27 protein-coding genes, 2 tRNA genes and 1 other annotated feature are annotated in these 26,192 nt (G+C 34.3%); of the genes, 26 read left to right on the top strand and 3 right to left on the bottom strand.

Going from position 1 to position 26,192, the window contains the following annotated elements:
- Positions 1-480: 480 nt before the first annotated feature.
- Entirely contained in the window at positions 481-1,947 is a 1,467-nt protein-coding gene (pdxR, locus tag ILYOP_RS07830; protein ID WP_013388000.1) for a MocR-like pyridoxine biosynthesis transcription factor PdxR, read from the bottom strand.
- 150 nt (positions 1,948-2,097) lie between these two features.
- Here pdxR and ILYOP_RS07825 point away from each other — a divergent pair, with 150 nt between their 5' ends.
- The 6 genes from ILYOP_RS07825 (at position 2,098) to ILYOP_RS07800 (ending at position 8,693) form a co-directional block, all read left to right on the top strand.
- A complete protein-coding gene (locus ILYOP_RS07825; protein WP_013387999.1) occupies positions 2,098-3,390 on the top strand; it encodes an L-cysteine desulfidase family protein in 1,293 nt (430 codons plus the stop codon).
- A 675-nt stretch (positions 3,391-4,065) separates the two neighbouring features.
- On the top strand, positions 4,066-5,298 hold the full coding sequence (locus ILYOP_RS15500) for a thymidine kinase (protein WP_013387998.1): 1,233 nt from the start codon (positions 4,066-4,068) through the stop codon (positions 5,296-5,298).
- On the top strand, positions 5,288-6,160 hold the full coding sequence (locus ILYOP_RS07815) for a pseudouridine synthase family protein (RefSeq protein ID WP_245546500.1): 873 nt from the start codon (positions 5,288-5,290) through the stop codon (positions 6,158-6,160). Before ILYOP_RS15500 ends, ILYOP_RS07815 begins: the two co-directional genes overlap by 11 nt.
- On the top strand, positions 6,150-6,572 hold the full coding sequence (locus ILYOP_RS07810) for an HD domain-containing protein (protein ID WP_013387996.1): 423 nt from the start codon (positions 6,150-6,152) through the stop codon (positions 6,570-6,572). The genes ILYOP_RS07815 and ILYOP_RS07810 overlap by 11 nt, the downstream gene beginning before the upstream one ends.
- A gap of 25 nt (positions 6,573-6,597) precedes the next feature.
- On the top strand, positions 6,598-8,364 hold the full coding sequence (locus ILYOP_RS07805; protein ID WP_013387995.1) for a TIGR03960 family B12-binding radical SAM protein: 1,767 nt from the start codon (positions 6,598-6,600) through the stop codon (positions 8,362-8,364).
- 134 nt (positions 8,365-8,498) lie between these two features.
- Entirely contained in the window at positions 8,499-8,693 is a 195-nt protein-coding gene (locus ILYOP_RS07800; RefSeq protein WP_013387994.1) for a hypothetical protein, read from the top strand.
- An 81-nt stretch (positions 8,694-8,774) separates the two neighbouring features.
- Here ILYOP_RS07800 and trpS read toward each other — a convergent pair whose 3' ends face one another.
- On the bottom strand, positions 8,775-9,758 hold the full coding sequence (trpS, locus tag ILYOP_RS07795; RefSeq protein ID WP_013387993.1) for a tryptophan--tRNA ligase: 984 nt from the start codon (positions 9,756-9,758) through the stop codon (positions 8,775-8,777).
- A 399-nt stretch (positions 9,759-10,157) separates the two neighbouring features.
- On the opposite strand from trpS, the gene ILYOP_RS07790 reads away from it, so the two are divergent.
- From ILYOP_RS07790 to ILYOP_RS16045, 20 genes are all read left to right on the top strand, one after another.
- Complete coding sequence (locus ILYOP_RS07790; RefSeq protein ID WP_013387992.1) at positions 10,158-11,651, top strand: carboxypeptidase M32; 1,494 nt, start codon at positions 10,158-10,160, stop codon at positions 11,649-11,651.
- A gap of 10 nt (positions 11,652-11,661) precedes the next feature.
- Positions 11,662-12,612: an ROK family protein gene (locus ILYOP_RS07785; protein ID WP_013387991.1), complete on the top strand. Its 951-nt coding sequence runs from the start codon at positions 11,662-11,664 to the stop codon at positions 12,610-12,612.
- A 153-nt stretch (positions 12,613-12,765) separates the two neighbouring features.
- Positions 12,766-14,202, top strand: coding sequence for a UDP-N-acetylmuramoyl-L-alanyl-D-glutamate--2,6-diaminopimelate ligase (locus ILYOP_RS07780; protein ID WP_013387990.1), 1,437 nt, complete (start codon positions 12,766-12,768; stop codon positions 14,200-14,202).
- 30 nt (positions 14,203-14,232) lie between these two features.
- Positions 14,233-15,075: a 3-deoxy-8-phosphooctulonate synthase gene (kdsA, locus tag ILYOP_RS07775; RefSeq protein ID WP_013387989.1), complete on the top strand. Its 843-nt coding sequence runs from the start codon at positions 14,233-14,235 to the stop codon at positions 15,073-15,075.
- 103 nt (positions 15,076-15,178) lie between these two features.
- Positions 15,179-16,138, top strand: coding sequence for a KpsF/GutQ family sugar-phosphate isomerase (locus ILYOP_RS07770; protein ID WP_013387988.1), 960 nt, complete (start codon positions 15,179-15,181; stop codon positions 16,136-16,138).
- Positions 16,139-16,337: 199 nt separating this feature from the next.
- On the top strand, positions 16,338-16,538 hold the full coding sequence (locus ILYOP_RS07765; RefSeq protein WP_013387987.1) for a DUF1858 domain-containing protein: 201 nt from the start codon (positions 16,338-16,340) through the stop codon (positions 16,536-16,538).
- 218 nt (positions 16,539-16,756) lie between these two features.
- Positions 16,757-16,846: transfer RNA gene (locus tag ILYOP_RS07760), tRNA-Ser, on the top strand.
- 56 nt (positions 16,847-16,902) lie between these two features.
- Positions 16,903-16,979, top strand: a tRNA-Arg gene (locus ILYOP_RS07755).
- A gap of 74 nt (positions 16,980-17,053) precedes the next feature.
- Positions 17,054-17,195, top strand: a sequence feature (ribosomal protein L20 leader region).
- A gap of 14 nt (positions 17,196-17,209) precedes the next feature.
- Positions 17,210-17,722, top strand: a complete 513-nt coding sequence (infC, locus tag ILYOP_RS07750; RefSeq protein WP_013387986.1) for a translation initiation factor IF-3 — start codon at positions 17,210-17,212, stop codon at positions 17,720-17,722.
- 29 nt (positions 17,723-17,751) lie between these two features.
- On the top strand, positions 17,752-17,958 hold the full coding sequence (gene rpmI / locus ILYOP_RS07745; RefSeq protein WP_013387985.1) for a 50S ribosomal protein L35: 207 nt from the start codon (positions 17,752-17,754) through the stop codon (positions 17,956-17,958).
- 62 nt (positions 17,959-18,020) lie between these two features.
- A complete protein-coding gene (gene rplT / locus ILYOP_RS07740) occupies positions 18,021-18,371 on the top strand; it encodes a 50S ribosomal protein L20 (RefSeq protein WP_013387984.1) in 351 nt (116 codons plus the stop codon).
- 338 nt (positions 18,372-18,709) lie between these two features.
- The gene (locus ILYOP_RS07735) at positions 18,710-19,270 is read left to right on the top strand and encodes a tetratricopeptide repeat protein (protein WP_013387983.1); all 561 of its coding nucleotides are present in this window, start codon (positions 18,710-18,712) and stop codon (positions 19,268-19,270) included.
- A gap of 167 nt (positions 19,271-19,437) precedes the next feature.
- The gene (locus tag ILYOP_RS07730; RefSeq protein ID WP_222838849.1) at positions 19,438-19,959 is read left to right on the top strand and encodes a J domain-containing protein; all 522 of its coding nucleotides are present in this window, start codon (positions 19,438-19,440) and stop codon (positions 19,957-19,959) included.
- 10 nt (positions 19,960-19,969) lie between these two features.
- The gene (locus tag ILYOP_RS07725) at positions 19,970-20,437 is read left to right on the top strand and encodes a DUF2721 domain-containing protein (protein ID WP_013387981.1); all 468 of its coding nucleotides are present in this window, start codon (positions 19,970-19,972) and stop codon (positions 20,435-20,437) included.
- A 66-nt stretch (positions 20,438-20,503) separates the two neighbouring features.
- On the top strand, positions 20,504-21,388 hold the full coding sequence (locus ILYOP_RS07720) for a selenium metabolism-associated LysR family transcriptional regulator (RefSeq protein WP_013387980.1): 885 nt from the start codon (positions 20,504-20,506) through the stop codon (positions 21,386-21,388).
- Positions 21,389-21,506: 118 nt separating this feature from the next.
- On the top strand, positions 21,507-22,856 hold the full coding sequence (gene glmU, locus ILYOP_RS07715) for a bifunctional UDP-N-acetylglucosamine diphosphorylase/glucosamine-1-phosphate N-acetyltransferase GlmU (protein ID WP_013387979.1): 1,350 nt from the start codon (positions 21,507-21,509) through the stop codon (positions 22,854-22,856).
- Positions 22,856-23,815: a ribose-phosphate diphosphokinase gene (locus tag ILYOP_RS07710; protein ID WP_013387978.1), complete on the top strand. Its 960-nt coding sequence runs from the start codon at positions 22,856-22,858 to the stop codon at positions 23,813-23,815. The genes glmU and ILYOP_RS07710 overlap by 1 nt, the downstream gene beginning before the upstream one ends.
- A gap of 282 nt (positions 23,816-24,097) precedes the next feature.
- Complete coding sequence (locus ILYOP_RS15810; RefSeq protein ID WP_187288103.1) at positions 24,098-24,253, top strand: hypothetical protein; 156 nt, start codon at positions 24,098-24,100, stop codon at positions 24,251-24,253.
- A gap of 48 nt (positions 24,254-24,301) precedes the next feature.
- Positions 24,302-24,469, top strand: a complete 168-nt coding sequence (locus ILYOP_RS15805) for a hypothetical protein (protein ID WP_187288102.1) — start codon at positions 24,302-24,304, stop codon at positions 24,467-24,469.
- Positions 24,470-24,641: 172 nt separating this feature from the next.
- Positions 24,642-24,764: a rhodanese-like domain-containing protein gene (locus ILYOP_RS16045; protein ID WP_245546499.1), complete on the top strand. Its 123-nt coding sequence runs from the start codon at positions 24,642-24,644 to the stop codon at positions 24,762-24,764.
- A gap of 302 nt (positions 24,765-25,066) precedes the next feature.
- Here ILYOP_RS16045 and ILYOP_RS07700 read toward each other — a convergent pair whose 3' ends face one another.
- Positions 25,067-26,047 carry a BMP family lipoprotein gene (locus tag ILYOP_RS07700; RefSeq protein ID WP_013387977.1) on the bottom strand — a complete coding sequence of 327 codons (981 nt, stop codon included), beginning with the start codon at positions 26,045-26,047 and terminating at the stop codon, positions 25,067-25,069.
- Between the last annotated feature and the right edge of the window lie 145 nt (positions 26,048-26,192).

The raw sequence follows: 26,192 nt of genomic DNA, 5'->3' as shown, positions 1-26,192 counted from the left end.
AAAAATCTAAGATTAGCTTAACGTATGATTTAATTAAAATTTCCACTTGAAAGAAATTCTTGTAAATTACTGAATTTATCGAAAGATCATAGTCAAAAGATTTTGTCACGAATGAAAATCTTATAAAAGATAAAAAAATTAACACGAATAAAGGATAAAACCTTTTGGCCACAGAGGACACAGAGAAAAAGAGAGAGTTTCACAGAGTTAAAACCAAAACTATAAACACTCTCTTTTGCGAGAGGTTTTCGGTCTCTTTTCCCTTGCCATTGACAAAATCAGCGTTAAGAATAACCGCAGTGAAATCCTTAGAAAAAATCGACTGTCTGAGCGTAGCGAGTTTCGAGTTTTTCTTGGATTTTCAAGGTTATTTAGCTGATTTTTCACAGGCTTGAACTTTTGGTTACTTTTCTTTCAAGAGAAAAGTAACGAATCCTTATAAATTCAATACTTTAATTTAAAATAAAAGAGTAGTTTATTTTATAAATTTTCTTTTGATTGATTATAATAAAGCATCTCTTCTATTACTTTATTCATTGTATCGATTCCGTTTTTAATCTCGTTCTCATTAACAGAAGCAAAACTAAGTCTAAAATACTCATGTCCCATCTGTTCAAAGAAAAAAACTGTTCCAGGGAGTATGGAAACCCCTTTAGATCGGCATTTTATAAAAAATATGTTACTGTTTATTTTGTCTGGGAGTCTTATCCAGCAATGGACACCACCTTGGATAGGGTATACTAAATCCAAATATTTGCTTTTATTTATCTGATCAAGTGTAAACTCATATCGAGCCTTATAAATCTTTCTTAACTTTTTAAAATGGTCAGAAATATAATCGTCTTTTAAAAATTCAAATAACATTCTCTGCTCAAAACCTGAAGACGATATATCTGAGGTGAATTTTGCCGTAACAACCTGGTCGATAAATTCGTCTGGAACTATCATATATCCCATTCGAAGGCCGGGCATGATAACCTTAGAAAAACTTTTGATATATATTACTCTTGTATTATCTTTATCTAGAGATTTTAATGTTGACTTTTGTTTGTCACCAAAATATATCTCAGAGAGACAGTCATCTTCGATTATATAGGTGTTGTATTTTTCAGCCAACTTTATTAGCTGTTTCTTTTTTTCCTCACTCCAACATATTCCAGTTGGAGATTGGTAATTTATCATAGTGTATATGAAGTTAATATTTTCAGTAGACAGTATCTCTTCTAGTTCTTTCATGTCAAAGCCGTCTTTTTCAACTGACACTCCAAAAACTTTACACTCTTTTTTAAAATTGTTGAGAGCTCCATGATAAGTGGGATTTCCCGTAATTATTTTATTATTTCTCTTTGAAACCAGTGTTCTAATAAGAATATCTATTCCCTGTTGGGAGCCAGATGTTATTTGGATATTTTTATCAGATACAGATATCCCTTGTTTTTCAAGCTTTCTACTTAAAAAACACCTAAGTCTTTTATAACCCTGTGTGTCATGATAGCCAAACATTTCAGCTCCATTTTTCTCAAAAACTACCTTTGTGAGCTCTTTAAATTCATCATAGGGTAAGATATCCTTTGATGGACTCCCACTTACAAAATCGATGAACATATGATATTTTTTGTATTCAGAAGAGGGTGATTCTGCCTCGTGATACTGAAAACTTTCCATGAGCTCTTTCGGAGGGGTAAAGTACAAGAGCATCTCTTTTTTCTTTACAAAGGCACCGGTTCCCTGTTTTTTATATATGTAATTTTCAGATTCAAGGAGATTATAAGCCTTTAGTATCGTTAAATTATTTATATTTAGTTTTATTGAGAGCTGCCTTATAGAGGGAAGCTTTTGATTTTCAACTAGCTCGGCTCTGTCAATTTTATTTTTGATACACTCATATATCTGCTTATAAACAGGTATCGGTGATTTTTTATCTACGGTTAAATCAAACTTTTTCATAATTGTCCCTTTCAAAATACAGAGTAGATATCTCTGTTATACAACACTTTCTTAATATACCTTTGACAAACTCTTTATTTTTAAATATTATATTATCATAAAGTAAAACAGTAAATCAAGTGTTATATATTTTTTATTTAGGGGGTCTATATGACTAGTGATTTGATTATTAAGCAAGTGTTAAATATTATGCATGAGGAGATTATACCTGCCGAAGGATGTACAGAGCCTATTGCAATTGCCTACACAGCATCTAGGGCTGTGGATATTTTAGGAGACTTACCTGATAAACTAGATATCTATGTCTCAGGAAATATGGTTAAAAATGTAAAAAGCGCTATAGTTCCAAATAGCGGTGGAATGTCTGGAATTGAATCTGCTGCTGCCCTGGGGGCTTTTGGAGGAAATTCAAAAAAGAAACTTCTTGTAATCAGCAATGTCGAAAAAGAAGATGTAAAAAAAGCAAGAGGATTTATCAAAGAGGGAAATGTTAATGTCAAACTAATTGATAGTGACATTAAGTTATATGTAAAAGTAGTAGCACACCATATGGAAGAAAGTGCAAGTGTTGAAATAAAACATATTCATACCAATATAACAGAAGTTACAAAGGACGGAAAAGTTATTATTAGTAGGCCATGTAATGATGCTGATTTTAATTCATCCCTATCAGACAGAGAGGTACTGAGTGTGCAATTAATTTATGACCTGGCAAAAACACTTGATATTGATCTGATAGAACCTATTTTTTCAAAGGTAGTCGAATTAAATTCTGCTATAGCCAACGAGGGTCTTAATGAAGTCTATGGTGCTAATATAGGTACAATGATTCAGGAAAATATAAATAAAGGAATTTATGGTGATGATTCTAGAAACAGAGCGGCAAGTTTTGCTGCTGCAGGAAGTGATGCTAGAATGAGTGGATGCCCTCTCCCTGTTATGACTACAAGTGGAAGTGGGAATCAAGGAATGACAGCTTCTCTGCCAATCGTAAGTTACTGCAGAGATAGAAATATTTCTAAAGAAAAAATGATAAGAGCCTTATTTTTATCACATGCTTTAACTATTCATATTAAAACCAATGTGGGAAGATTATCTGCCTATTGCGGAGCCGTCTGTGCAGCAGCAGGTGTCAGCGGGGCGTTGGCATTTTTAGAAAATGGTGATCTGAAAGCAGTTGAGGATGCTCTTACTAATACCTTAGCAAATATCTCTGGGTTGATTTGTGACGGTGCAAAGGCTTCATGTGCTTTTAAGATAGCAACTGGAATTTACGCAGCTTTTGATTCTGCACTGCTCGCTCTAGACAGAAGGGTATTTAATCCTGCAGATGGAATAGTAAGTAAAAATATTGAGGAAACAATAAAAAACATCGGTAGATTATCACAAGAGGGGATGGCTGAGACAGATAAGGTGATTTTAGATATCATGTCAGCTATCTAAATAAAGTAAAAACATTCTATTTTTTCTTAAGTTTGAATAATTTAATTTAAGTTTCTATTTAAAATAATCCCTGATAAATTACTGAATTTACAAGAATATTAGAGTCAAAGGATTTTGTCACGAATGAAAATCAATATAAGGCAAAAAAATTAACACGAATAAGGATAAAACCTTTTGGGCACAGAGGGCACAGAGAAAAAGAGAGAGTTTCACAGAGTGAAAATAAAAATATTTTAATTTTTAAACTACTTTCCCCTTTAAAAAATTCCGTTAAGAAATCATCTTGTGAAATCCACTTTCATTGAAATAAGGAGGTTTACCGACTATATTTCAATAGAAAGTTAGTTCAGAAGGGATTTTAGGTATTTTTTAGGGGTGCCTTTTCTTTGGTTACTTTCTTTGGGCAAGCAAAGAAAGTAACACAGGTTTTCAGATAAATTCAATAATTTAATTTTAAATAAAGAAAGCAAATCGGGTTAATTTAAAAGATGAAAAAATATAGATTAAAGAGCATAAATTCTAAGAAACCAGGTTAGATAAAACCTGGTTTTTATTTATATTTAGTGGAGTTTGGCAAGATTGTAATAAGATATGAGATATGATATAATCAAGGGTACTCTAGATTATAGAAGCATATGTATATAAACAAAAATAAATATATTCGAGGTGAATAAGGTGCACTTTTTACTCACAGAGGGAATGGGTTGGATAGAGGTAATAACAGGAGGAATGTTTTCTGGAAAAAGTGAGGAGCTAATAAGAAGACTTATACGTTCTAAATATGCCAGTCAAAAGGTAGTGGCATTTAAACATTCTATAGATAAAAGATATGATGAAAGCAATGTTGTGTCTCACAGCAGCATATTCATAGAGGGAGTTCCAGCTGCTTCGGTAAAAGAGATGGAAAAGATATTTTATGAAAAATATAGCGATGCCGAAGTAATTGGTATAGATGAAGTACAGTTTTTCGGAGAGCCTGTAGTTGAGTTCTGTGAGAAACTCTCAGATATGGGAAAAAGAGTAATAGTAGCAGGTTTAGATCAGGATTTCAGAGGTGAACCATTTGAACCGATAGATTCTCTTCTTGCAAAAGCAGAGTATGTAGATAAACTAAGTGCTATATGTGCAGTGTGTGGAAACCCGGCATCTAGAACTCAGAGGCTTGTAAACGGAGAACCTGCATACTACAATGATCCAGTGGTTTTGGTAGGGGCAAGTGAATCTTATGAAGCAAGGTGCAGGAAATGTCATGTGGTAAAGAGAGAGGATAACAAAGAGGGGAAACTCTACTTTATAGTGGGGACGGACACTGATATAGGAAAAACTTATGCAGGTCTAAAACTTGTAAAACAAGAGATGGATAAAGGACTTAAGGTAACAGCTATAAAACCTGTGGAAACAGGAAGTGAAACCTTTCCTGAGAATCTGGAAGGATCGGATTCTTATGCTTATGCAAGGCTACTGGGAAAAAACGTAGAGGATGTAAATATTTTCTTCTATAAAAAGCCTATGTCTCCTGATGCTGCTGCAGAAGCAGACGAAACATCAGTGGATATAAAAACTATAAAAGAAAAGATAGACAAAGAACTCCTTGAAAATGATGTGGTATTTGTAGAGGGAGCTGGAGGACTTTTAGTACCTTTTGTGGAAAATTATATGTATCTAGATCTTCTTGTAGACTATAGAAAAAAATCAGAGGTTATACTGATCTCAGGAAATGTCCTTGGAACAATTAATCATACTTTGTTAACCATAGATGTGTTGAAAAGAAATGATATAAAGATAAAAGGTGTAGTATTTAATAACAAAGAAAATATAGAAGATAAGAAGTTTTTGAAAAATAATGTGGAGACGGTAAAAAGGATCGGGAAGGTGGAGATCTTGGCTGAAAATGAATATGGAGAATAAATTGATAAATCTCAGAAAATTGGAAAAGAGTAAAAAATTTGGATACCTTTTTTATATATCTTATAGAGGTGGCTCCTTTGACTCCTTTGATGAGGTAAAAAACAAAAAAAGTGTAAAGGAAAGGTTTCGGGAGATAATGAATTCTATAGGTTTTACCTGGGCTAAAGGGATACAGCAGGCAGGGAGAACAGATGCCAAGGTAAGTGCAGGAGAGAATATCCTCTATGTAAGTAGCAGCTACTCTGGGGATATGGAAGAAATAGAAGCAAGATTTAATGAGATATCTAAAAAAGAGATGAAAATAAAAAAAATACAAAAGACTCTATCTGATCTTGTAATCCCTGATCTGGTAGAAGCCAGAGAATACTGCTATAGATACCCTGCGGCAAAGATAAAAAATAATGAAGAAAAGATAGAGAGTCTCTGCAGAGAACTAAGCGGGACATATGATGTCAGTGAATTTACGGATTTCAAGGGACAAAAGCTAAAAGAAAAGATTAGAAGTGTAGAAATTTCCTTTAAAGATAAGGGACTATGGTTTAAAGGCAGTTCATTCATGCCGAAACAGGTGAGAATAATGTCTGGTTATATACTTACAGGGGAAAAGACCCCTCTTCCTGGAAAATATCTAAATCTTGAAAAAATCTTTCTCAAGAAAAATCTTGAGGATATGTTTATAGAAAAAGCCCTTGAAATACAAGAGGAAAATCTTCTCTATGCAGAAAAAATGGGAAACCTCTATATTTTTTATGTAAAGTCCTCTAAAAAAGGTGAGTTTATAGGTACAAAAGGGAAAAATATAAAAAATCTCCGTAAAAAATATGGGAATATAGTTGTAAGGGAGATAGCAGATGTTTTATAGGATAAGACAGGTGCTCACTTATATATTTGCAAAATATGAAGAGAAAAATAATAAGATTGTAAGAAAGATACTTTCTGAAGAGGAGTATGAAGTTTTTTCAGAAATGAAGGAGTACGACAAGATTCACTCTGTGAACCTTCTAAAGGAAGCTATAGAGGATAAGCTGCTTAAAAATGATAAAAATTACCTAAAACTTGCCCTTTTACACGATTGTGGGAAAGAGGAGGCGGGACTATTTTCTAGGATAAAGCAGGTGAGTATAGGGGATGAGGTAATGAGAAATCATCCTGAAAGGTCATATAAAAAACTTTTGAAGTTAAACCGAGTGGTGGCAGAACTTGCAAGGTCTCACCATATGACAGAAACCAATGAAAAAATGAAAAGATTTCAAGAAATAGACGACAGAAACTAATTTTTTTTGAAAAGAGAGGAAAAAAATGACGATAGATATAAGAAATCACCTTTTATCAGTTGAAAAGCCGGCCCAGTATCTGGGAAATGAAATTAACAGCGTCCATAAAAAAGAGTTTGACGCCCATATGTGTCTGTTTTTTCCTGATATATATGAAGTTGGTATGTCCAATGTGGGAATAAGAATACTCTACGATATAATGAACAAGGTAAATGGATTTTATCTTGAAAGAGGCTTCTCTCCTATGGGTGATATGGAAGAGGTTATGAGAAAAGAAAAAATACCTATGTTTTCACTTGAAAGCAAAACTCCTTTATCTGAATTTGACCTTATAGGATTCTCATTTTCATATGAAGTAAGTTATACAAATGCCTTGAATGCCCTTGATCTAGCAGGAATTCCTTTTCACAGAGAGGAAAGAACAGAAAAACACCCTCTTATAATGGCAGGGGGGACATGTATGATGAACCCTGCACCCATGGAAAAATTTGTTGACTTTATGGTAATCGGAGACGGTGAAGATACTATGGTGGAAATTGCAAAAATTTTCGCAGGTAATCCAGATAAAAGTAAAAAAGAGAAACTTCAGATGTTAGATGGACTAGAGGGAGTTTATATTCCTGAAATTCATAAGGGAAAGAAAAAGATAAAAAGAGCAATTGTACGAGACCTAAATAAGACAGAGTTTTATGATAAACAGATCGTGCCCTATATGCTTATAGTCCACGACAGAGCAGCAGTGGAGATACAGCGTGGATGTACCAGAGGGTGCAGATTCTGTCAGGCTGGAATGGTATACAGACCAGTAAGAGAGAGGACTCTTGAGAATAATATGAAGCTGATAGAAAAAACTCTAGAAGCCACAGGATATTCTGAAGTTTCTCTATCTTCTTTGAGCAGTAGCGATTACTCTAAGATCGGTGATCTTTTAGGAAATATACAGGGAAAATACGGTGAAAATAATGTTGGGATAGGTCTTCCCTCTCTCAGAATGAATCCCTATTCTGTAAAAGTAGCTGAGCAGATCACAAGTGGAAAAAAGACTGGATTTACCTTTGCTCCTGAAGCTGGTTCTCAGAGGCTGAGAGATGTTATAAATAAGGGTGTTACAGAAAAAGAGATATTAGAAACAGCAGAGGCCGCTGTAAAAGCTGGATGGGATACACTGAAGTTCTATTTTATGATAGGGCTTCCTTTTGAAACAGATGAAGATGTAAAAGGAATATATGACCTGGTTTATAAAGTGGTTCAAAAATGCAGAGTACATTCTAAAAGGCTCAGTATTACTGTAAGTGTATCAAATTTTGTACCGAAACCTCATACCCCTTTCCAGTGGTCTAGACAGATGAATTTTGAGGAAATGGACAGAAAGCATACTCTTCTCAGAGAGTTATTTCACAGAGCCAGATTCATGAATATAAAGATACACAGTAAGGCAAAATCGTACCTAGAGGGATTTCTTTCCCGTGGAGATGAGAAGATAGGCGATCTAGTGGAACTGGCATGGAAAAAAGGAGCAAAGCTAGATGACTATAGACATAATTTTTCAATATGGAAAGAAGCCATGGATGAATTGGGTCTAGATGAAGAAAATTATTTAGGTGAAAGAGATCTTGAAAAAGAGCTTCCATGGGATATAATGGACATGGGATTCACAAAAAAGTATCTTCTAGAAGAACTTGAAAATGCAGAAAAAGAAGCTCTGACCTCTGACTGTAGAAATAACTGTAATGATTGTGGGATTAAGACAAGAATTGCAGAGTGTGGGAATATGGTGGCAGATAAATTATAATTTATGGCAAAGAATACTGATTTTGTTGTTTTTTTCTTGAAATAAAATTAAAAGATCAATCTGATATTTTAACTGAGTTTGATTTTTGAATTTTTATAGGTGATAATTTTATGTAACCTTACAGGGGGTGTAAAATGAAATTTATAAAAATTTTGATAGTGTTTGCCTTGATGGTTTTGGCCTTTAAGTTTTATAGAGGTATGTCTTCAAGGGAGAGGGATATCGGTATAGATAGTCACAGAAAAATATATAAAAAAACAGAAGAAAAATTAAATAATGCTGTGGAGATACAGGAAAAAGAGTATGAAAAATTGAAAAAATTAATGTAAATCTAGGGAAAACTTTATTCACTGATGACAAATGAATGCTTTTGTAAATAAAAAATCGGAAGATAAACTTCCGATTTTTTATTATTTTTTATACATATTTCCTAAAAGTCCAACAGTTTCTTTAACAAGAGTTATCTTTTTATGGGCTATTTTTCTGGCTTTTTCAGCTCCTTTTTTAAGGACAGCTTCTACATACTCAGGATTTTTTGCAAGTTCTTCTCTTTTTTCTCTGGCTTCCTTGAAGTATTCTAGAACAGCCTCTAAAAGTTCATTTTTGGCGTGTCCGTATCCGTAACCTCCTGCCATAAACTTCTGTCTCATTTCTTCTACTTTTTCCTCTGAAGCAAATAATTTGTAAAGTATAGTTATATTGTTGTCGGGATCTTTTGGATCTTCTAATGGAGTTGAATCTGTGACAACACTCATTATCTGTTTTTTTAGATTTTTCTTTGAGGCAAACATCTCTATGGTATTTCCATAGGATTTACTCATCTTCTGACCGTCTGTACCAGGTACCACTGCCAGGGACTCTAGTATTCCAGGTTCAGGAAGCTTGAATATCTCTTTTTCATACTGAAGGTTAAACTTCATAGCTATATCTCTGGTCATTTCAAGATGCTGTTTTTGATCTTTTCCTACAGGAACGATATCAGGGTCATACATAAGTATATCGGCAGCCATTAAGACAGGATAGGTAAAAAGTCCGGCATTGGCGGCTATTCCCTTTGCAGTTTTATCTTTGAATGAATGAGCCCTTTCTAAAAGTCCCATTGGAGTTACATTTGACAAAATCCAGGCCAATTCTGCATGCTCAGGCATATCTGACTGAAGAAAAATAGTCGCCTTTTCAGGGTCGAGTCCAAGTGCTAGGTAGTCTAAAACAATGTTGTAAGAGTTCTCTCTCAGGGATTTCGGGTCGGGAGAAGAGGTAAGAGAGTGGTAGTCGGCTATGAAATAAAAACCCTCGTATTTATCTTGATTTTCTATAAATTGCTTTATTGCTCCAAAATAGTTTCCTAAATGAAGTACTCCACTAGGCTGTATACCGGATAAGCTTCTTCTCATATAATTTCCTCCTTAGATATATATCAAGTGTATTAATTACAATAAAAAACCCCGCAGACTATATCCACGGGGAAACGATTTCACATCTTTTAGATACAACTCCCATGGCTTCATTTATAGCTGAAAATAGGATTGTATCTTTTTTAAAGACAATCCTTGTAGGCTAAAACCACCAGTGTATCCAATTTTTGTTGTTTTTATTAAATGAAAGCATATATACCACCATCTGAAAAATTAGTAGTTATCCCACGACTTTACCATGAGCTTAAAGTTTGTCTGAATAAATACAATATTAGCATAACAGAAGATATTTTTCAATAATTGAGTTTTTAATTTGAAACTTATTAGAAGGGCAGTTATAATCTAATCAGTTAGAATTTTAATATTGGAGGATTTTAAATGAAAAAAAGTATCGAAAGATTTAACGAGATAATAAGAGAGAAAAAACTGATAGATGTTGCAATAGCTGCACTTCACTGGGATCTAGAGACCCAAGCTCCCAAGAAGGGGCAGGAGTTGCTTTCAGATGTAGTGGGGTATTTGAGTTCAAAAAGCTATAAAGTGGTGACTTCTGACGAGATGGTTCTTCTAATAGAGGAGCTCGATAAAAAAAAGGAAGAGCTCACAGAGATAGAGGGGAAAACCTTAGAAGAGGTGGCAAAAGATATAGAGAAACTTATGAAAATACCTGTACTTGAATACAGAGAGTACAATGAACTTACTGCAAAAGGTCAGGGGATATGGGCAGAAGCCAGGGAGAAAAATGATTTTAGTTTATTCTCAGAGTCTCTTGAGAAGATAGTGGAGTTTCAAAGGAGGTTTATAAAGTATAGGGGATATGAGGGACATCCTTATAACACTATTTTAGATGACTACGAACCTGGAATGACAGTGGAAAAACTAGACGAGTTTTTTGGATATCTGAGAAAAGAGCTGGTTCCTTTTATAAAAAAAATAAAAGAAAAGGGAAAATCTGTAGACGGAACTTTCTTGAAAAAGGATTTTCCAGAAGATAAACAGATGGAATTTTCTAAATTTATAGCTGAGTATATAGGCTTTGATTTTGAAAGAGGTATAATTTCAGAAAGTGCCCACCCCTTTACACTGAATTATGACAAAAATGATGTGAGGATAACTACCAGATACATCAGGAATATGCTTAGCTCATCGGTATTTGGGACGATACATGAAGGCGGGCATGCCATATATGAGCAGGGTATAGGAAATGATATAGCCGGAGGAATACTAGGTGAGGGGACTTCTATGGGAATACATGAATCTCAGTCTAGATTCTATGAAAATATTTTAGGAAGAAGTAGAGCCTTCTGGAAACCTATTTATAGGGAGCTGCAAGATAAATTTGAAGCCTTGAAAGATGTTGATATAGATGGATTTTATAAAGGGATAAATAAAAGTGAAGCCAGTCTCATCAGAGTAGAAGCAGATGAACTAACATATTCTCTTCATATAATGGTAAGATATGAAATAGAGAAGGCACTTATAGGAGGAGATATAGAAGTAAGAGAACTTCCTAGAGTATGGAATGAAAAGATGAAAGAGTACCTCGGTATAGAACCATCTAACGATAGGGAGGGAGTTTTACAGGATGTGCACTGGTCTGCAGGACTAATGGGATATTTTCCGTCTTATGCCCTAGGGAATGTCTATGCCTCGCAAATACATACTTCTATGAAAAAAGATATGGATGTCGATGCGGCTCTTGAAAATAAAGAACTTTACAAAATCAAAGAGTGGCTAAATCAAAAGATACACAGATTCGGAAAGCTTAAAAAGCCTGAAGAATTAATAATGGATATAACAGGTGAAGGACTCAATGCAAAATACTTTGTGGACTATCTAAAAGAAAAATACGGAAACATATACGGAGTATAGGGGGTATTTTATGTATTTGGCAGGAGTAGATCTAGGAGGAACAAATACAAAAATAGGTGTGCTGGATGAAAATGGAGAAATCATAAAATCAACCTCTATAAAAACCCTTTCATCAAATGGTCCTTGGAAAACCCTAGAAAGAATATGGGCTGCTATAAAAAAAATGCTTCAAGAAAAAAATATAGATGAAGACGATCTTCAAGGAATAGGTCTTGGAATACCAGGACCTGTTGTAGACAACAGCGTAGTGTCGTCCTTTGCCAATTTCCCTTGGGACGATAATATTGATATAGCTGATATGATGGAAAAAATAACAGGGAAAAAGACAAAGGTGGATAATGATGTCAATGTCATAGCTTTGGGAGAGGCTGTATACGGTGCGGCGAAAGGATATAAAATAAGTGTAACAGTGGCTTTAGGGACAGGTATAGGGGGAGGAATCTACATCGACGGCAAGGTTCTTTCTGGTGCTACTGGTTCTGGTGGAGAAGTGGGTCATATGAAGCTAGTAAGAGATGGAAAACTTTGCGGCTGCGGTCAAAAAGGGTGTTTTGAAGCTTATGCCTCTGCAACAGGACTTGTGAGAGAGGCTATTTCCAGACTGTATATAAATAAAAATAACCTTCTTTATAAGAGTATAGGGGGAAAAGTAGAGAATCTAGAGGCAAAGCATATTTTTGATGCTGCCCTAGAGGGAGACAGCTTTTCCATAGATCTTGTGGATTATGAGGCTGAGCATCTGGCTATGGGTTTAGGTAACATAATAAGTATAATAAATCCAGAGATAGTTGTCCTAGGGGGAGGAGTGGCTATGGCAGGAGATTTTCTTTTGGACAAGGTGAGAGAGAAATTACCGGAATACGCTTATTCTGAAGCTGTCAGGAATATCATAATAAAAACCGGAAATCTGGGAAATGATGCAGGTATAAAAGGGGCAGCGGCTTTGCTTCTAGAAAAATAAAGTTCTTTATTATTGCTGTAAAGTCTTATTTTTAAAAGAAGACTTTGGCATTTATAATTTGCTTTTAAAATTGGCAGATGAAAAAAAAAGCAGCTTGTGATAACATAATATAATAGGAAAATAAATGAATTTAATAAAGAGAGTGATAAATAAATGGTAGAAATATTAAATGGAATAGATTATAAAATTCTTAAAAAATTTGAAACTGGGCCTTTTTCTGGAATGGAATATGATTCTAGAAAAGTAAAAAAAGGGGATATATTTGTGGCTCTCGAGGGGGCGGCTTTTGACGGACATAAGTTTATAGATATGGCTGTAGAAAATGGAGCCTCTGCAGTGATAGGGTCTAAAGAGATAGAGGTAAATCATGATATCACATACATAGTTGTAAAAAATTTGAGGCAGAAGCTTGGAGTAATAGCGTCAAATTTTTATAAGTGGCCTCAAAAAAAACTAGAAATAGTCGGTATAACAGGTACCAACGGAAAAACAACGACCACTTATTTGCTAGAGCAAATTTTGGGAGAAGATAAAGTCTCGAGAATAGGTACGGTTGAATATAAGGTAGGAAACGAAATAATACCTGCACCTAATACGACACCAGAATCCCTTGACCTTATAAAAATATGCCGAAAATCAGTTGATAGAGGAATAAAATATCTCATAATGGAGGTAAGCTCTCATGCTCTTGAGATGGGTAGAGTAGAAATGATAGATTTTGATGTCACTGCTTTTACAAACCTTACTCCTGAGCATCTAGATTACCATAAAGATATGGAAGAGTATTTTAGTGCCAAGAGAAAACTTTTTTATAAGACCAAAAATAAAGAAAATACAGTATTTAACACAGATGATTTTTATGGAAAGAGACTTTTTGATGAATTCGGAGGAATATCTTATGGTATAGAGTCAGGGGATTTAAATGCAAGTATGATAAGTCACTCCCTAAAAACTCAGGAAATAGAACTGTCTTTTAAAGAATTTCAAAAGAAGATAAATATAAAACTTCAAGGTAAATTTAATGTATATAATCTTTTGACAGCTGTAGGGGTTGCCATAAGGCTGGGATTGTCTCTAGAAGAAATAACAGATAGACTTGAAAAATTGGAAAGTGCGCCGGGAAGATTCGAATGTATAGAGGCGGGTCAGAATTTCATGGTGGTAGTTGACTATGCCCATACTGCAGACGCCCTTGAAAATATATTGAGTGCTTTAAACGAAATTAAAATTGAAAAAATTATTACTGTATTCGGGTGCGGAGGAGACCGAGACCTAAGTAAAAGAAAACCTATGGCAGAGACAGCAGAAAAACTTAGTGATATAGTAATCGTAACCTCGGACAATCCGAGAACAGAAGATCCAGTCAAGATATTAGATGAGGTTTCCAAAGGACTTAGCAGTCTGAAAGACAGTCTTTTGGAGATAGATAGAGAAAAGGCGATAGAAAAGGCAGTGGGAATGGCCAAAAAGAACGACATTGTGCTAATAGCGGGAAAAGGTCACGAGGATTATCAGATAATAGGAAAAGATAAAATACACTTTGACGATAAAGAGGTGGCTCTAAAATATATCCAAGGTAAAAAATTATAAAAACTTAATAAAAAAAGGACGGAGAAAAAAATGTCGATAGTAAATGAAGTTAGTAAGATAAAAATAGGAGAAAAATTTGATATAGGGGGGAAAAACAGGTTCACCCTTATTGCAGGTCCGTGTGCCATAGAGAGTGAAGAGATGAGTCTTAGAGTCGCCAAGAAAATAAAGGATATATGTGAGAGCTTGGAGATTGATTACATCTTCAAGTCATCTTATGACAAGGCCAACAGATCATCTGTATTTTCTGCAAGGGGAATAGGGATGGAAAAGGGACTAAATATCTTAAAAAAGGTAAGAGAAGAGGTAGGGGTACCTGTGATTACAGATATTCATGAACCTTGGCAGGCAGCTGAGGCGGCGAAGTTTGTAGATATGCTCCAAATCCCTGCATTTCTTTGCAGACAAACTGACCTTATAGTTGCAGCTGCAAAAACAGGACTTCCTGTAAATGTAAAGAAAGGACAGTTTCTTGCTCCGTGGGATGCCAAAAATATAGTAACTAAGTTTGAAGAAGTTGGTAATAATAAGCTTCTTCTGTGTGAGAGAGGTACGACTTTTGGGTATAATAACTTTGTTGTAGACATGAGATCATTTCTTGAAATGAGAAAATTCGGATATCCAGTGGTATTTGATGCAACTCATTCTGTTCAGATTCCTGGTGGCCAGGGAACGTGTACAGGTGGAAACAGAGAATATGTGTTTCCTTTAATGAGAGCAGCTCTTGCTGTGGGAGTAGATGCAATATTTGCAGAGGTACACGAGGATCCTGACAATGCTCCTTGTGATGGTCCAAACATGTTGAAATTAGAAGATTTAGAGGAGATTTTAAAGGCAGCCATAGAAATTGATGATATAGTAAAGAAAAATTAATTTTAAGCCCCGTTTTTTCGGGGTTTTTATTTTTTTATAATAAATTTTTTCAAAGTCAAGAGTAAAATGGTATACTGTGAAAATAAAATAAGGAGGTCTTTTAATGGAGATTATAAATTATGCAAAAGAGGTATTTGATATAGAGATAGGAGAGTTAAAAAAAGTAAGAGACAGGATTTCTGACCAGATGGAAAAAGCTGTAAATATAATACTTGCTTCAAAGGGTAAAGTTGTCATAACAGGGATAGGTAAATCTGGACTTATTGGTAAAAAGATGGCTGCTACCTTTGCCTCAACTGGAACTCACTCTGTATTTATGAATTCAGCTGAGGGTTTACACGGAGACCTGGGAATGATTCACCCTGAAGATGTGGTTATAGCAATATCTAACAGCGGAAACAGCGACGAGGTACTCTCAATAATCCCATCAATAAAAAAAATAGGTGCAAAAATAATAGCTATGACCGGCAATCCTGGTTCTGGTCTGGGGCAGGCATCTGACTGTATTTTGGATATAAGAGTAGAGAGAGAGGCCTGTCCTAATAATCTCGCACCAACAACTTCAACTACAGCCACTTTGGTAATGGGAGACGCGATGGCATCTGTACTTATAAAACTAAGGGATTTCAAGCCTGAAAATTTTGCAGTCTATCACCCTGGTGGGAGCCTTGGAAGGCGTCTTCTTATGAAGGTAGAGGATGTTATGCACAAAGGAAACGAGGTTGCAGTGTGTGACAGTAGAGCAACGGTTGACGAGGTGCTTTTAAAGATGACCAATAAAAGACTTGGAGCAGTATGTGTGGTAGATAACGGGAGAATGTCTGGGATAATAACAGAGGGAGATATCAGAAGAGCCCTACAAGAAAAAAATAAATTTTTTGATTTTTATGCCGGAGATATTATGACAAAGAAATTCACTTATATAAATAAGGACAAGATGGCCATAGATGCCTTAGAACTAATGGAAAATCGAGAAAATCAGATATCAGTGCTTCCGGTTATGGAAGGAGAAGAACTTGTGGGACTGGTAAGGGTTCATGACTTGTTAAAAGTAGTAGGATAATTTGTTAAGCTAAAATTGACAAAGATAAATTGTTATACTATAATTACTGTATTGCAACTATTATTTTTACAGAATAACTCATTAAAAATGATTCTTGGTAACATAAGTTACCGAAGTCTTTTGAGATATCTTGTATATTATTGTTGGCTAAATAAACTAATATTATCACGATAATAATAAAAGTGTGGGAGGTAATAAAATGGTAACTAAAGATATGAACATTTTAGAAGCAGTTCAAAAACATCCTCAGATCGTACAAGTTTTTCAAAAATATGGATTAGGATGTGTTGGTTGTATGGTAGCTTCAGGAGAAAGCTTGGGAGACGGTATAGCTTCTCATGGTTTAGATGCTGATGCACTAGTAGAAGAAATGAATAAATTAATAGAAGAAACTAAATAAAAAATCAGCTGCCTTTTTTAGGCAGCTTTTTTAATACTTTGAAATTAAAAAAATCAATTTCATAAAAAAATCGTTGACACCCCCCAAAAACTATGATATATTTAATCTTGTCTAGAGGAAAGACCAAAGAGGAAAAGTTAGATATAAAAGTCATCAGAAATAAAAAGATGTTGAATTTTGTTTTATATTTTATCTTGAGTTTTTCTTAAAGTTATAATGGAGAATTGGCAGAGCGGCTGAATGCGCACCCCTGCTAAGGGTGTATACCGGGAACGGTATCGAGGGTTCAAATCCCTCATTCTCCGCCATTTACGTTGACTATATGGTAGGTGACTGCCATTTTTTTTTCTAAATAAATAAAAAAGCACCCATAGCTCAATTGGATAGAGCGTCTGGCTACGGACCAGAAGGTTAGGGGTTCGACTCCTCTTGGGTGCGCCACAAAAAAATCTTGACAAAAGATGATTTTAAATGTAAAATTGCTTGTAAATTGAATATGGATAACTTAAATGTTATAGTCAAAGAAGAAACGCCCGTTTCTCACCTTACTAGCCAAAGTAGCTACATAAGGTCAATCTAGTTGATTTTTTCAAATCAGCTGTAATTTTTTTATGAAAAATGAGCAGGGCGTTTTGTGTCCTGTTTTTTTATTGTTTAATCAATCCTAGGGGGTGTCTATTATTTCTGATAAAACTAGAATTAATGGAAGAATAAGAGCTAGAGAAGTAAGAGTTATATCTGACTCAGGGGAACAATTGGGAGTTATGAACACAAGAGAAGCTCTTTCAATGGCAATGGAAAGAGATCTTGACCTGGTAGAAGTATCTTCGAATTCTACTCCGCCAGTATGTAAAATAATGGATTACGGAAAATTTAAATACGAGCAGGCTAGAAAAGCCAAAGAAGCTAAAAAGAATCAAAAACTTGTTGTTGTAAAAGAGGTTAAATTTAAGGCTAGAATCGATAAACATGATTTTGAAACAAAGGCGAGCAAGATTGAAAAGTTTCTTTCTAAGGATAACAAGGTAAAGGTAACTCTTATGCTTTTCGGAAGGGAAAGAATGCATGCTGATCTTGGTATTAAAATTTTAGATCAAATTGCAGAAAGATTTTCTGAAACTGCAGATGTTGATAAAAAATATTTTGATAAGCAAAAGCATCTAATGTTGACGCCTAAAAAATAGTTTAAATATTTGAGAGGAGGATTATTAATATGCCAAAGATGAAGAGTCATAAAGGAACGAAGAAAAGAGTAAAGATAACTGCTAAAGGGAAGTTTGTTGTTAAACATTCTGGTACAAGCCATATCTTAACTAAGAAAAAAAGAAATAAGAAAAACAAACTTAAAAAAGACTTCGTAGCTGGAGAAGGATCAGCTAGAAAGTTAAGAGTACTACTTCCAACTGGAGAAGGTAGATAATAAATTTCTTATTTTAAGTTAATGTTTAATATCAAATTTTTGTAAAGAGGAGGACTAGAAGAATGTCTAGAGTAAAAACTGGTGTTGTAAGAAGAAAAAGACATAAAAAAGTTTTAGATGCTGCTAAAGGGTATAGAGGAGCTTCAGGTGACGTTTTCAAACAAGCTAACCAAGCTGTAATGAGAGCAGAGGCTTTTTCAACTAGAGATAGAAAAGTAAGAAAAAGAAAAATGAGACAGCTTTGGATCATAAGAATCAATGCTGCTGCTAGATTAAACGGACTTACTTATTCTCAGTTTATGAACGGTCTAAAGAAATCAGGGATCGAGCTTGACAGAAAAGTACTTTCTGACCTTGCTGTAAATAATGCTGCTGAATTTTCAAAATTAGCTGAAACTGCAAAAAATGCTTAATAGCAAATGTTAAAGTCTCTGCCTTGTGCAGAGACTTTTTTTTATCTATTATGAATCATTTTAACTTTCTGTGTGAACGATCCATAATAGATAAAAGATGATATATTTTTGAGATATTAAAGGTTAGTTATCCTGAGAATAATTTAACTCTGAGTACATTCATTTATGATATGAAAAAAATATTAGAATAGGTCTATTATTTTACATTTCTAGGCAAAATTAGGTTGAAATAAAACCATTTTACTTTTTATCATTTCGTGCTATAATGAATCATATGGTTAAGGGGGGTACAGGCAGTATAACTTTAAAGGGGGGAAAGCTAGTTAGTAGCGAATCTTATGCTGAGGACAGAAATTTTTAAAGATTATTGTGTGAATAAAGACCTCTCTAGCAGAGAGGAAGAAGTTAGGATGCTTTTGCTTGAAAACTCTACTGATATTAAGCTACTCAGAGAATTGGCTGCAATTCTATATTATAAAAAAGAAGCCAAGGAAGCCATTAAAATTTATGAAAAACTCATAAGGCTAGAGCCTGAAAATGCAGATTTTTTAGCTTTTTTAGGGTATCTTTATTATGAGTTGGATATAGAACCTAAGGCGATAGAATATTTTAATAGATCTTTAGATATAGCTCCAGATGCACCATTTGTTTATTTTCTTCTAGGAAATGCATATTCTAGAAACGGTGATGTTATATCAGCTATAAAGAGTTATGATTTTGCGATATTTTTAGACTTTGATATTTATACGGCACATCTTGATTTTGCCAAAAAATACGAGGATATGGGAAGAATTCCGAGAGCTCTAAAAGAATATATAACAGCATATGAAATAGACCCTAGAGATGAAGAAATAAAAAATAAAATAATCTTTTTAAAAAAAGAACTTGAATGCGCTTAGAAAAAACCTCCCTTTGGGAGGTTTTTAAACTTATTATATATATTTTTCGTCGAACTAATGTGATTTGACTTTTGCTATAACTAAGGTTATAATGGTTTTTAAAATATATATTATAATTTTTCTAATTATTTAAAAAAAAGAGGTGTTATTTGATGATATTACTGTTTATGGGTCTATTTATAATATTCGTTTTATTTTTGGGCCCAACTAATGCATTTAGGGCTTTACCATTTATAGTTATTTTATGGTTATTATTTTCTTTTTTCGGATTTATCATTATAAATTTTTTCCCGGTTATACTTATACTTCTTATTATCAGTTATTTTAGAAATAAGAATAATCCAAAGAGTACGGGGAGAACCCATTATTACCATTTTGGAGGAAATGCAGATTTTGATGAGTTTTTTAGACGAACCGGTGGTCAAAGTGGTGGTCATTATCAAAGGACTGGAAACGGATACCCAGGAAATAACTTCGGAGGCTTTGAAGACACGACTAAATACTATAATTTACTTGGAATAAATAAGGGGGCCAGTCAGGAAGAGATAAAAAAAGCCTACAGAGAAATGGCGAGAAAGCATCACCCAGACAGATATGCAACTGCTGATGACGATGTAAAAGAATATCACGAAAAAAAATTTAAGGAAATAAATGAAGCCTATGAAAAACTCACGAGAGGGGCTCTATAGGAGGGATAAAATGAAACTTACTTTAACTACACCAGCACTTTTATTTTCAACTGTATCTCTTTTGATGATAGCTTATACAAGCAGGTTTTTAGCCATGGCAGCTCTCATAAGACAGCTCCATGAAAAGGCCATGCTTCAGGGAGAAACTACCGAGGGAGTTTTAAGACAGATAGTAAATTTAAAAAAGAGAGTGAGACTCACAAAAAATATGCAATTTGTAGCCATACTGGCATTGATTTTATCAGTATTATCAATTTTGGCTCTTTTTCTAAACCAGATATTTTTAGGTGAGGCGTTCTTTTTTATCAGTCTAGTTCTTTTGGTGTGCTCTCTTATAATGTCGGCTATGGAGATAAAGCTCTCTGTCTCAGCTCTTACTATACAGCTTACTCATTGTATAGGGGACAGCTGTTCTATCGACGACTTTAAGAGATTGGATGAACAGACATTTTATGAAATGTTGAAAGGTAAAATATAATAAAAATTAAAACCCTCTGTAATTCAGAGGGTTTTGTTGTGATTTTGGATAAATACGGAGGTAGTGATGACCCTTAGAAAATTGCAGATATTCTATTGTGTTGCAGAGAAGCTAAATATGACGACGGTATCAAAGGAAATGTATATAAGTCAACCAGCTATAAGTCAGATGATAAAAGAGATGGAGGAAGAACTAGGGGTTAAATTATTTAATCGCCTGGGGAAAAGACTTTATCTTACTGACGAAGGAGAACTTTTTAAGACTTATTCAAGAAGAATGATGAACCTCTATCAGGAATTTGAAGAGGTTTTAGATGAGAAAAAAGATTTAAAAAAAGGTAAATTGAAATTAGGGGCAAGTTCTACAATAGGTATATATGTAATGCCACAGCTTATAAAGGAATTTATAAGAGATTATCCAGAAATAGATATATCATTAAAAATAGGGAATACAGAAGATATTGCAAATATGATTCTAAAAAATGATATAGATTTGGCCTTTGTAGAAGCTGAAGTGGATATGAATGAAATAAAAAGTGAAGAGATATGGAAGGATGAGCTCATAATAATTACACACCCTGAACATAAGTGGGGAAAACATCTAAAGATAGATGAAAGTGAACTTAAATCTGAAAAATTTATTTTGAGAGAAGAGGGAAGCGGAACCCGGAAAGTTTTTGAGGCAGCTATGAAAAATAACCATATAAAATATCAGGAATCTTTTACTCTTGGGAATACTGAAGCTATAAAAGAGATTATAATGACGGGATTGGGAATAAGTTGTCTCTCTAAATTAACTGTAAAAAAGGAGTTAGACGAAGGAAAACTCAAAGGCTATAAATTGAAGAATTTTGAAATAGATAGAGAATTTAATTTGATACATCATAAGGATAAGCATTTCTCGCCTCTTATGAAAGAGTTTATAAGAAAGGGGAAGGAGAAAGGGATTTAATGCTTTTAGACACAGTTTGTATGATTATATGAGAATTTTGTATATATTGAAAAATATTGACAACTGTGTTATAATTTTCTAGATTTTGTTTAGGAAAATTTATACTGGGGGAAATTTTATGAATTTGAAAACTTTGATTTTAGCTGCAGGAAAAGGCACTAGAATGAAGTCAGATCTACCAAAAGTTTTGCATAAAGTAAACGGGATCCCTATGATAAAGAAGATTATAGAGGTTCTTGATAAACTAAATTCTAAGGAAAACATTCTGATTTTAGGTCATGAAAAAGAGATGATTCTTGATTCCCTAGGAGATGTACACTACGTAGTACAGGATAAGCAACTGGGAACAGGGCATGCCATAATGATGGCAGAAGAACAGCTTAAGGATTATGACGGAGACATAATGGTAGTATGTGGGGACACACCACTTTTAACTTCTGAAACATTGGAAAAAATGTATAAAAAACATAGAGAATCTGGTGCTGTGACAACTATTCTAACATCTATAGTAGAAGATCCTTATGGGTACGGAAGAATAGTAAAGAAAAACAACTTGGTCAGTGCCATAGTAGAGGAAAAGGAAGCAACAGAGAGTGAAAAGGAAATAAAGGAGATAAATGCGGGAGTTTATTGTTTTGATTCTAAAAAACTTTTCAGAGCTCTTTCTAAGATAGAGAAACACGTTGAAAAAGATGAGTACTATCTGACTGACGTTATCAGTATCAATGTAAATAATTGTGAAAAGGTTGAGACATATACACTTGAAAACAATGAAGAGGTTTTGGGGGTAAATTCCAAAGTCCAGCTTGCAGAGGCAGAGGCAGTACTTAGAAACAGAAAAAACTTAGATCTAATGAATAACGGAGTTATACTAATAGATCCTAAAAATACATATATAGAAGAAAGTGTGGAAATAGGTGCAGACACTGTAATTTATCCAGGAGCTTTGCTTCAGGGTGAGACTACTATCGGAAAAAACTGTGAGATAACAGGAAACACAAGAATCTTAGATTCCAAAATTGGTAACAATGTTAATATACAAAGTTCAGTGATCAAAGAAAGTATTTTGGAACAGGGAGTGACTATAGGTCCTTTTGCCCATATCAGACCGAAATCACACTTGAAAGAAAAAGTACACATAGGTAACTTTGTGGAAGTGAAAAAATCTGTGCTAGAAACAGGAGTTAAGGCTGGGCATCTTACTTATCTGGGAGATGCTGAGATAGGGACAGACACTAATATAGGGGCTGGAACTATCACATGCAATTACGATGGTAAGAACAAACACAAGACAAAAATTGGTAAAAATGTATTTATAGGAAGTGATAGTATGCTTGTGGCACCTCTAGATATAGGGGATGGAGCACTTACAGGAGCAGGTTCCGTAATCACAAAAGATATTCCTTCAAATGCATTGGGGGTAACTAGAAGTAAGCAGATAATTAAAAAGGAGTGGAATAAAAAGTAATGATAAGAGAAGCGAGAGATGTAAAGATTTTTACTGGGAATTCAAATATCAACTTGGCCAGAAAAATTGCTGAAAAGTGTGGACTTCCTCTAGGAGATGCAAACATTGTAAGGTTTAAAGATGGTGAAATTTATGCAAGAATTAATGAAACGGTAAGAGGATGCGATGTATTTATTATCCAACCTACTTCAGAACCGGTAAATGAAAATCTTATGGAGCTTTTGATATTTATTGATGCACTAAAAAGAGCTTCTGTAAAAACTATAAATGTGGTTATCCCTTACTATGGATATGCCAGACAAGACAGAAAGGCGAGCCCAAGAGAACCAATTACATCTAAACTCGTAGCTAACCTTTTAACTGTAGCTGGAGCCTCTAGAATTTTAACTATGGATCTTCATGCTAATCAAATTCAAGGATTCTTTGATATTCCTGTAGATCACCTACAAGCTTTACCTATTTTAGCAAAGTACTTTATAGAGAAAGGTTTAAGTGGTGATAACGTAGTAGTAGTATCACCAGACGTAGGGGGAGTAAAAAGAGCAAGGAAATTATCTGAATGGCTTGATTGTAAAATAGCAATTATCGACAAAAGAAGACCAAAGCCAAACATGTCTGAGGTTATGAACCTTATAGGAGAGGTAGAAGGAAAAACAGCAATATTTATTGATGATATGATAGACACAGCTGGAACAATAACAAATGGTGCCGAAGCTATAATAAAAAGAGGTGCTAAAGAAGCCTATGCTTGCTGTACACACGGAATTCTATCAGGACCAGCAATGGAGAGACTTGAAGCGTCACCGCTTAAAGAGGTTGTTGTTACAGACTCTATAAACCTTGTTGAAGAAAAGAAAATAGGAAAAATAAAAGTACTTTCTGTAGATCTACTTTTTGCAGAAGCGATAAAAAGAATTGTAAATAACGAGTCCATTTCTGAACTTTTTGATAAAAGATAATAATTTTAAAATTTTGGACATTCCATGTAGGAGTGTCCTTTTTTTAATTGGATTAATTGGCTGTAATTATTCTGGAATAAGTAGTATCCGGTATTTAGTTTAAATTTAATATGCTCTTACTAGTCATTAGAACTATTGATTAAGTAGAATATATTTTATTTAGTAGTTGTAATAAGGCATCAAGTAACAAAGAAAAAAATCGATAATAATCCTGCGATATGTGCTAAAGAACGTATAAAAGGAGCAATAAGCATTGGATTTCATGCTTTTTCAGAAAAAGTAGTGAAACCAAGAGACCCAGGTTGGGGAACAGTAAAATCAAAGGAAGCTTTAACTAAAAAACTTATTTCATTGAGAGTAGATAATGAAAAGGTAGCAGTAGTTTACTCTGATATATTCAAAGGTCCCGGTGCAGAGGACGTACAGCTTGGCAATTAAGATTAGCTGGAATGAAAAATGTTAAATTCTTCATGGTGGATCTACTTATTGAAAGAACTCAGTTACGAGATGACAAATGATGTTACATCTGAACCGACAACTAGTAATAGGTTAATTTTAAAAGATTACGATAGAAGTTTTATGGCAACAAAAGATGAAGTTTTTGAAAATTTAGGAAAAACAATACTTGTAGATGTAAGAACTAAAAAAAATTGATGGATCTCAGAATTCAGGAGAGCCTAGAGGCGTCCATATAAAAGGGTCGAAGCATCTTCTTTGAACAAATCTATTAAATGAAAACATAACTTTAAAAACTTCAGAAGAGATGGAAGAAATGAGGGCTAAAATTGGAATTTATAAAAAAGATGATTTTACGCTCTACTGAACTATGGGAATAAGATCAGGTTATGCAACTATGATCCTCAGAGCCGGTGGCTTTGAAAATGTAAAAAATTATGAAGGTTCTATTTACGAATGGTGTGGCGATGCAACTATGCCAATGGAGAAATAAATAGTTAAGTTAAAATAAATATTTTATGAGGTGTAGAGAGTGATCTACGCCTCTTTTTTCAATATTTTTTGAGGTAATTAAGGATGATATTTTTATGAAAATCCCTTCGAATAATCTTTTTATTTATTTTGTATGATCTTGAGAAAACTACTCGAATTATTGCAGTCTATCCAATTTTTTATCTTACTTCTAAAACATGTAAAAAAATGGACTAAAAAATCAGAGGATGGGAAAAAAGCCCCAGAACAAAAAAAGGTTTCCAGACAATCTAACCTGGAAACCTAAAAATCCAAATAGTGTTATTAGAATTTAATTTCACCATTTATAATTTTTTCTCTTATCTCTTTTAATTTATTTAATTTTTCTTCTCCGATAACATCTTTTGTATTTGCAAAGTCACTTGTACCAACTCCATTTTCAGCTACTCCAAATCTGTTGATACCTGCTTTAAAATCATTGTCTAAAACCTGTTTAACTGTATTATATACAGCTACATCAACATTTTTGATCATTGAAGTAAGAACTGTTCCTGGAGCAACATCATCTTGGTTTGAATCTACACCGATAGCGTAAACACCAGATTCTTTTGCAGCATCGATAACCCCTACACCAGTTCCTCCTGCTGCATGATATACGACGTCTGCTCCTTGCTTGATAAGTGAAAGAGCATTTTCTTTACCTCTAACAGGATCGTTGAACGGGTTAGGTCCTGAAGTAAACAATCCAAGAACTTTTATGTCAGGGTTCACATACTTAGCACCCATATCGTATCCTCTCTGGAATTTTTTGATAAGAGGAACTTCCATCCCACCTACGAATCCAACAGTATTGGTTTCACTCATCATAGCAGCTAAGGCTCCTACTAAGAATGAACCTTCATCTTCAGAGAAAACAAGTGAAGATACATTTGGAAGTTCGATTACTTCGTCAATAATTGCAAACTTAACATCAGGAAACTCTTTAGCCATTTTTTCAGTGGCATCTTTCATAAGAAATCCAGTGGCAACAACTAAGTCATAACCATTCTCAGCGAACTCTCTAAGAAACTGCTCATCTTCTGCAGGCGATGCAGGTTCTACATATTTAAATTCGATTCCTAGGTCTTTTTTAGCTTGCTCTAGCCCCCTATAAGCAGAGTCGTTGAAAGACTTATCTCCAAGTCCTCCTATGGAAAGAACTATTCCAACCTTCAAAGTCTCTTCTTTTGCCGCTTCTTCTTTACCACCGCAGGCAGTTAGTGCCAGCATCATTACAACCATCAGAAATGCAAAAATCTTTTTCATATATTCTCCTCCTAAATAAAAGTAGCTACACACAATTTTAACACAGGATTTTAATAAAAAAAAGTGTTTTTAAATCCTTTTTTTATTAACTTTAATCTTTTTGTAAAAAAATATGCTTTTAGTCCTAATACTATATTTTTATAGT

Origin of the sequence: Ilyobacter polytropus DSM 2926, from assembly GCF_000165505.1 — a bacterium.
In the GTDB taxonomy this organism is placed as follows: Bacteria; Fusobacteriota; Fusobacteriia; order Fusobacteriales; family Fusobacteriaceae; genus Ilyobacter; species Ilyobacter polytropus.
Note: the sequence above shows the minus strand (reverse complement) of the source record. Positions and strands in the feature narration are given on the sequence as shown.

What these genes read in the sequence shown, in the direction of transcription:
- pdxR (WP_013388000.1), bottom strand. Translation starts at nt 1,947, where the DNA reads ATGAAAAAGTTTGATTTAACCGTAGATAAAAAATCACCGATACCTGTT.
- ILYOP_RS07825 (WP_013387999.1), top strand. Translation starts at nt 2,098, where the DNA reads ATGACTAGTGATTTGATTATTAAGCAAGTGTTAAATATTATGCATGAG.
- ILYOP_RS07815 (WP_245546500.1), top strand. Translation starts at nt 5,288, where the DNA reads ATGGAGAATAAATTGATAAATCTCAGAAAATTGGAAAAGAGTAAAAAA.
- ILYOP_RS07810 (WP_013387996.1), top strand. Translation starts at nt 6,150, where the DNA reads ATGTTTTATAGGATAAGACAGGTGCTCACTTATATATTTGCAAAATAT.
- ILYOP_RS07805 (WP_013387995.1), top strand. Translation starts at nt 6,598, where the DNA reads ATGACGATAGATATAAGAAATCACCTTTTATCAGTTGAAAAGCCGGCC.
- ILYOP_RS07800 (WP_013387994.1), top strand. Translation starts at nt 8,499, where the DNA reads ATGAAATTTATAAAAATTTTGATAGTGTTTGCCTTGATGGTTTTGGCC.
- trpS (WP_013387993.1), bottom strand. Translation starts at nt 9,758, where the DNA reads ATGAGAAGAAGCTTATCCGGTATACAGCCTAGTGGAGTACTTCATTTA.
- ILYOP_RS07790 (WP_013387992.1), top strand. Translation starts at nt 10,158, where the DNA reads ATGAAAAAAAGTATCGAAAGATTTAACGAGATAATAAGAGAGAAAAAA.
- ILYOP_RS07785 (WP_013387991.1), top strand. Translation starts at nt 11,662, where the DNA reads ATGTATTTGGCAGGAGTAGATCTAGGAGGAACAAATACAAAAATAGGT.
- ILYOP_RS07780 (WP_013387990.1), top strand. Translation starts at nt 12,766, where the DNA reads ATGGTAGAAATATTAAATGGAATAGATTATAAAATTCTTAAAAAATTT.
- kdsA (WP_013387989.1), top strand. Translation starts at nt 14,233, where the DNA reads ATGTCGATAGTAAATGAAGTTAGTAAGATAAAAATAGGAGAAAAATTT.
- ILYOP_RS07770 (WP_013387988.1), top strand. Translation starts at nt 15,179, where the DNA reads ATGGAGATTATAAATTATGCAAAAGAGGTATTTGATATAGAGATAGGA.
- ILYOP_RS07765 (WP_013387987.1), top strand. Translation starts at nt 16,338, where the DNA reads ATGGTAACTAAAGATATGAACATTTTAGAAGCAGTTCAAAAACATCCT.
- rpmI (WP_013387985.1), top strand. Translation starts at nt 17,752, where the DNA reads ATGCCAAAGATGAAGAGTCATAAAGGAACGAAGAAAAGAGTAAAGATA.
- rplT (WP_013387984.1), top strand. Translation starts at nt 18,021, where the DNA reads ATGTCTAGAGTAAAAACTGGTGTTGTAAGAAGAAAAAGACATAAAAAA.
- ILYOP_RS07735 (WP_013387983.1), top strand. Translation starts at nt 18,710, where the DNA reads ATGCTGAGGACAGAAATTTTTAAAGATTATTGTGTGAATAAAGACCTC.
- ILYOP_RS07730 (WP_222838849.1), top strand. Translation starts at nt 19,438, where the DNA reads ATGGGTCTATTTATAATATTCGTTTTATTTTTGGGCCCAACTAATGCA.
- ILYOP_RS07725 (WP_013387981.1), top strand. Translation starts at nt 19,970, where the DNA reads ATGAAACTTACTTTAACTACACCAGCACTTTTATTTTCAACTGTATCT.
- ILYOP_RS07720 (WP_013387980.1), top strand. Translation starts at nt 20,504, where the DNA reads ATGACCCTTAGAAAATTGCAGATATTCTATTGTGTTGCAGAGAAGCTA.
- glmU (WP_013387979.1), top strand. Translation starts at nt 21,507, where the DNA reads ATGAATTTGAAAACTTTGATTTTAGCTGCAGGAAAAGGCACTAGAATG.
- ILYOP_RS07710 (WP_013387978.1), top strand. Translation starts at nt 22,856, where the DNA reads ATGATAAGAGAAGCGAGAGATGTAAAGATTTTTACTGGGAATTCAAAT.
- ILYOP_RS16045 (WP_245546499.1), top strand. Translation starts at nt 24,642, where the DNA reads ATGGGAATAAGATCAGGTTATGCAACTATGATCCTCAGAGCCGGTGGC.
- ILYOP_RS07700 (WP_013387977.1), bottom strand. Translation starts at nt 26,047, where the DNA reads ATGAAAAAGATTTTTGCATTTCTGATGGTTGTAATGATGCTGGCACTA.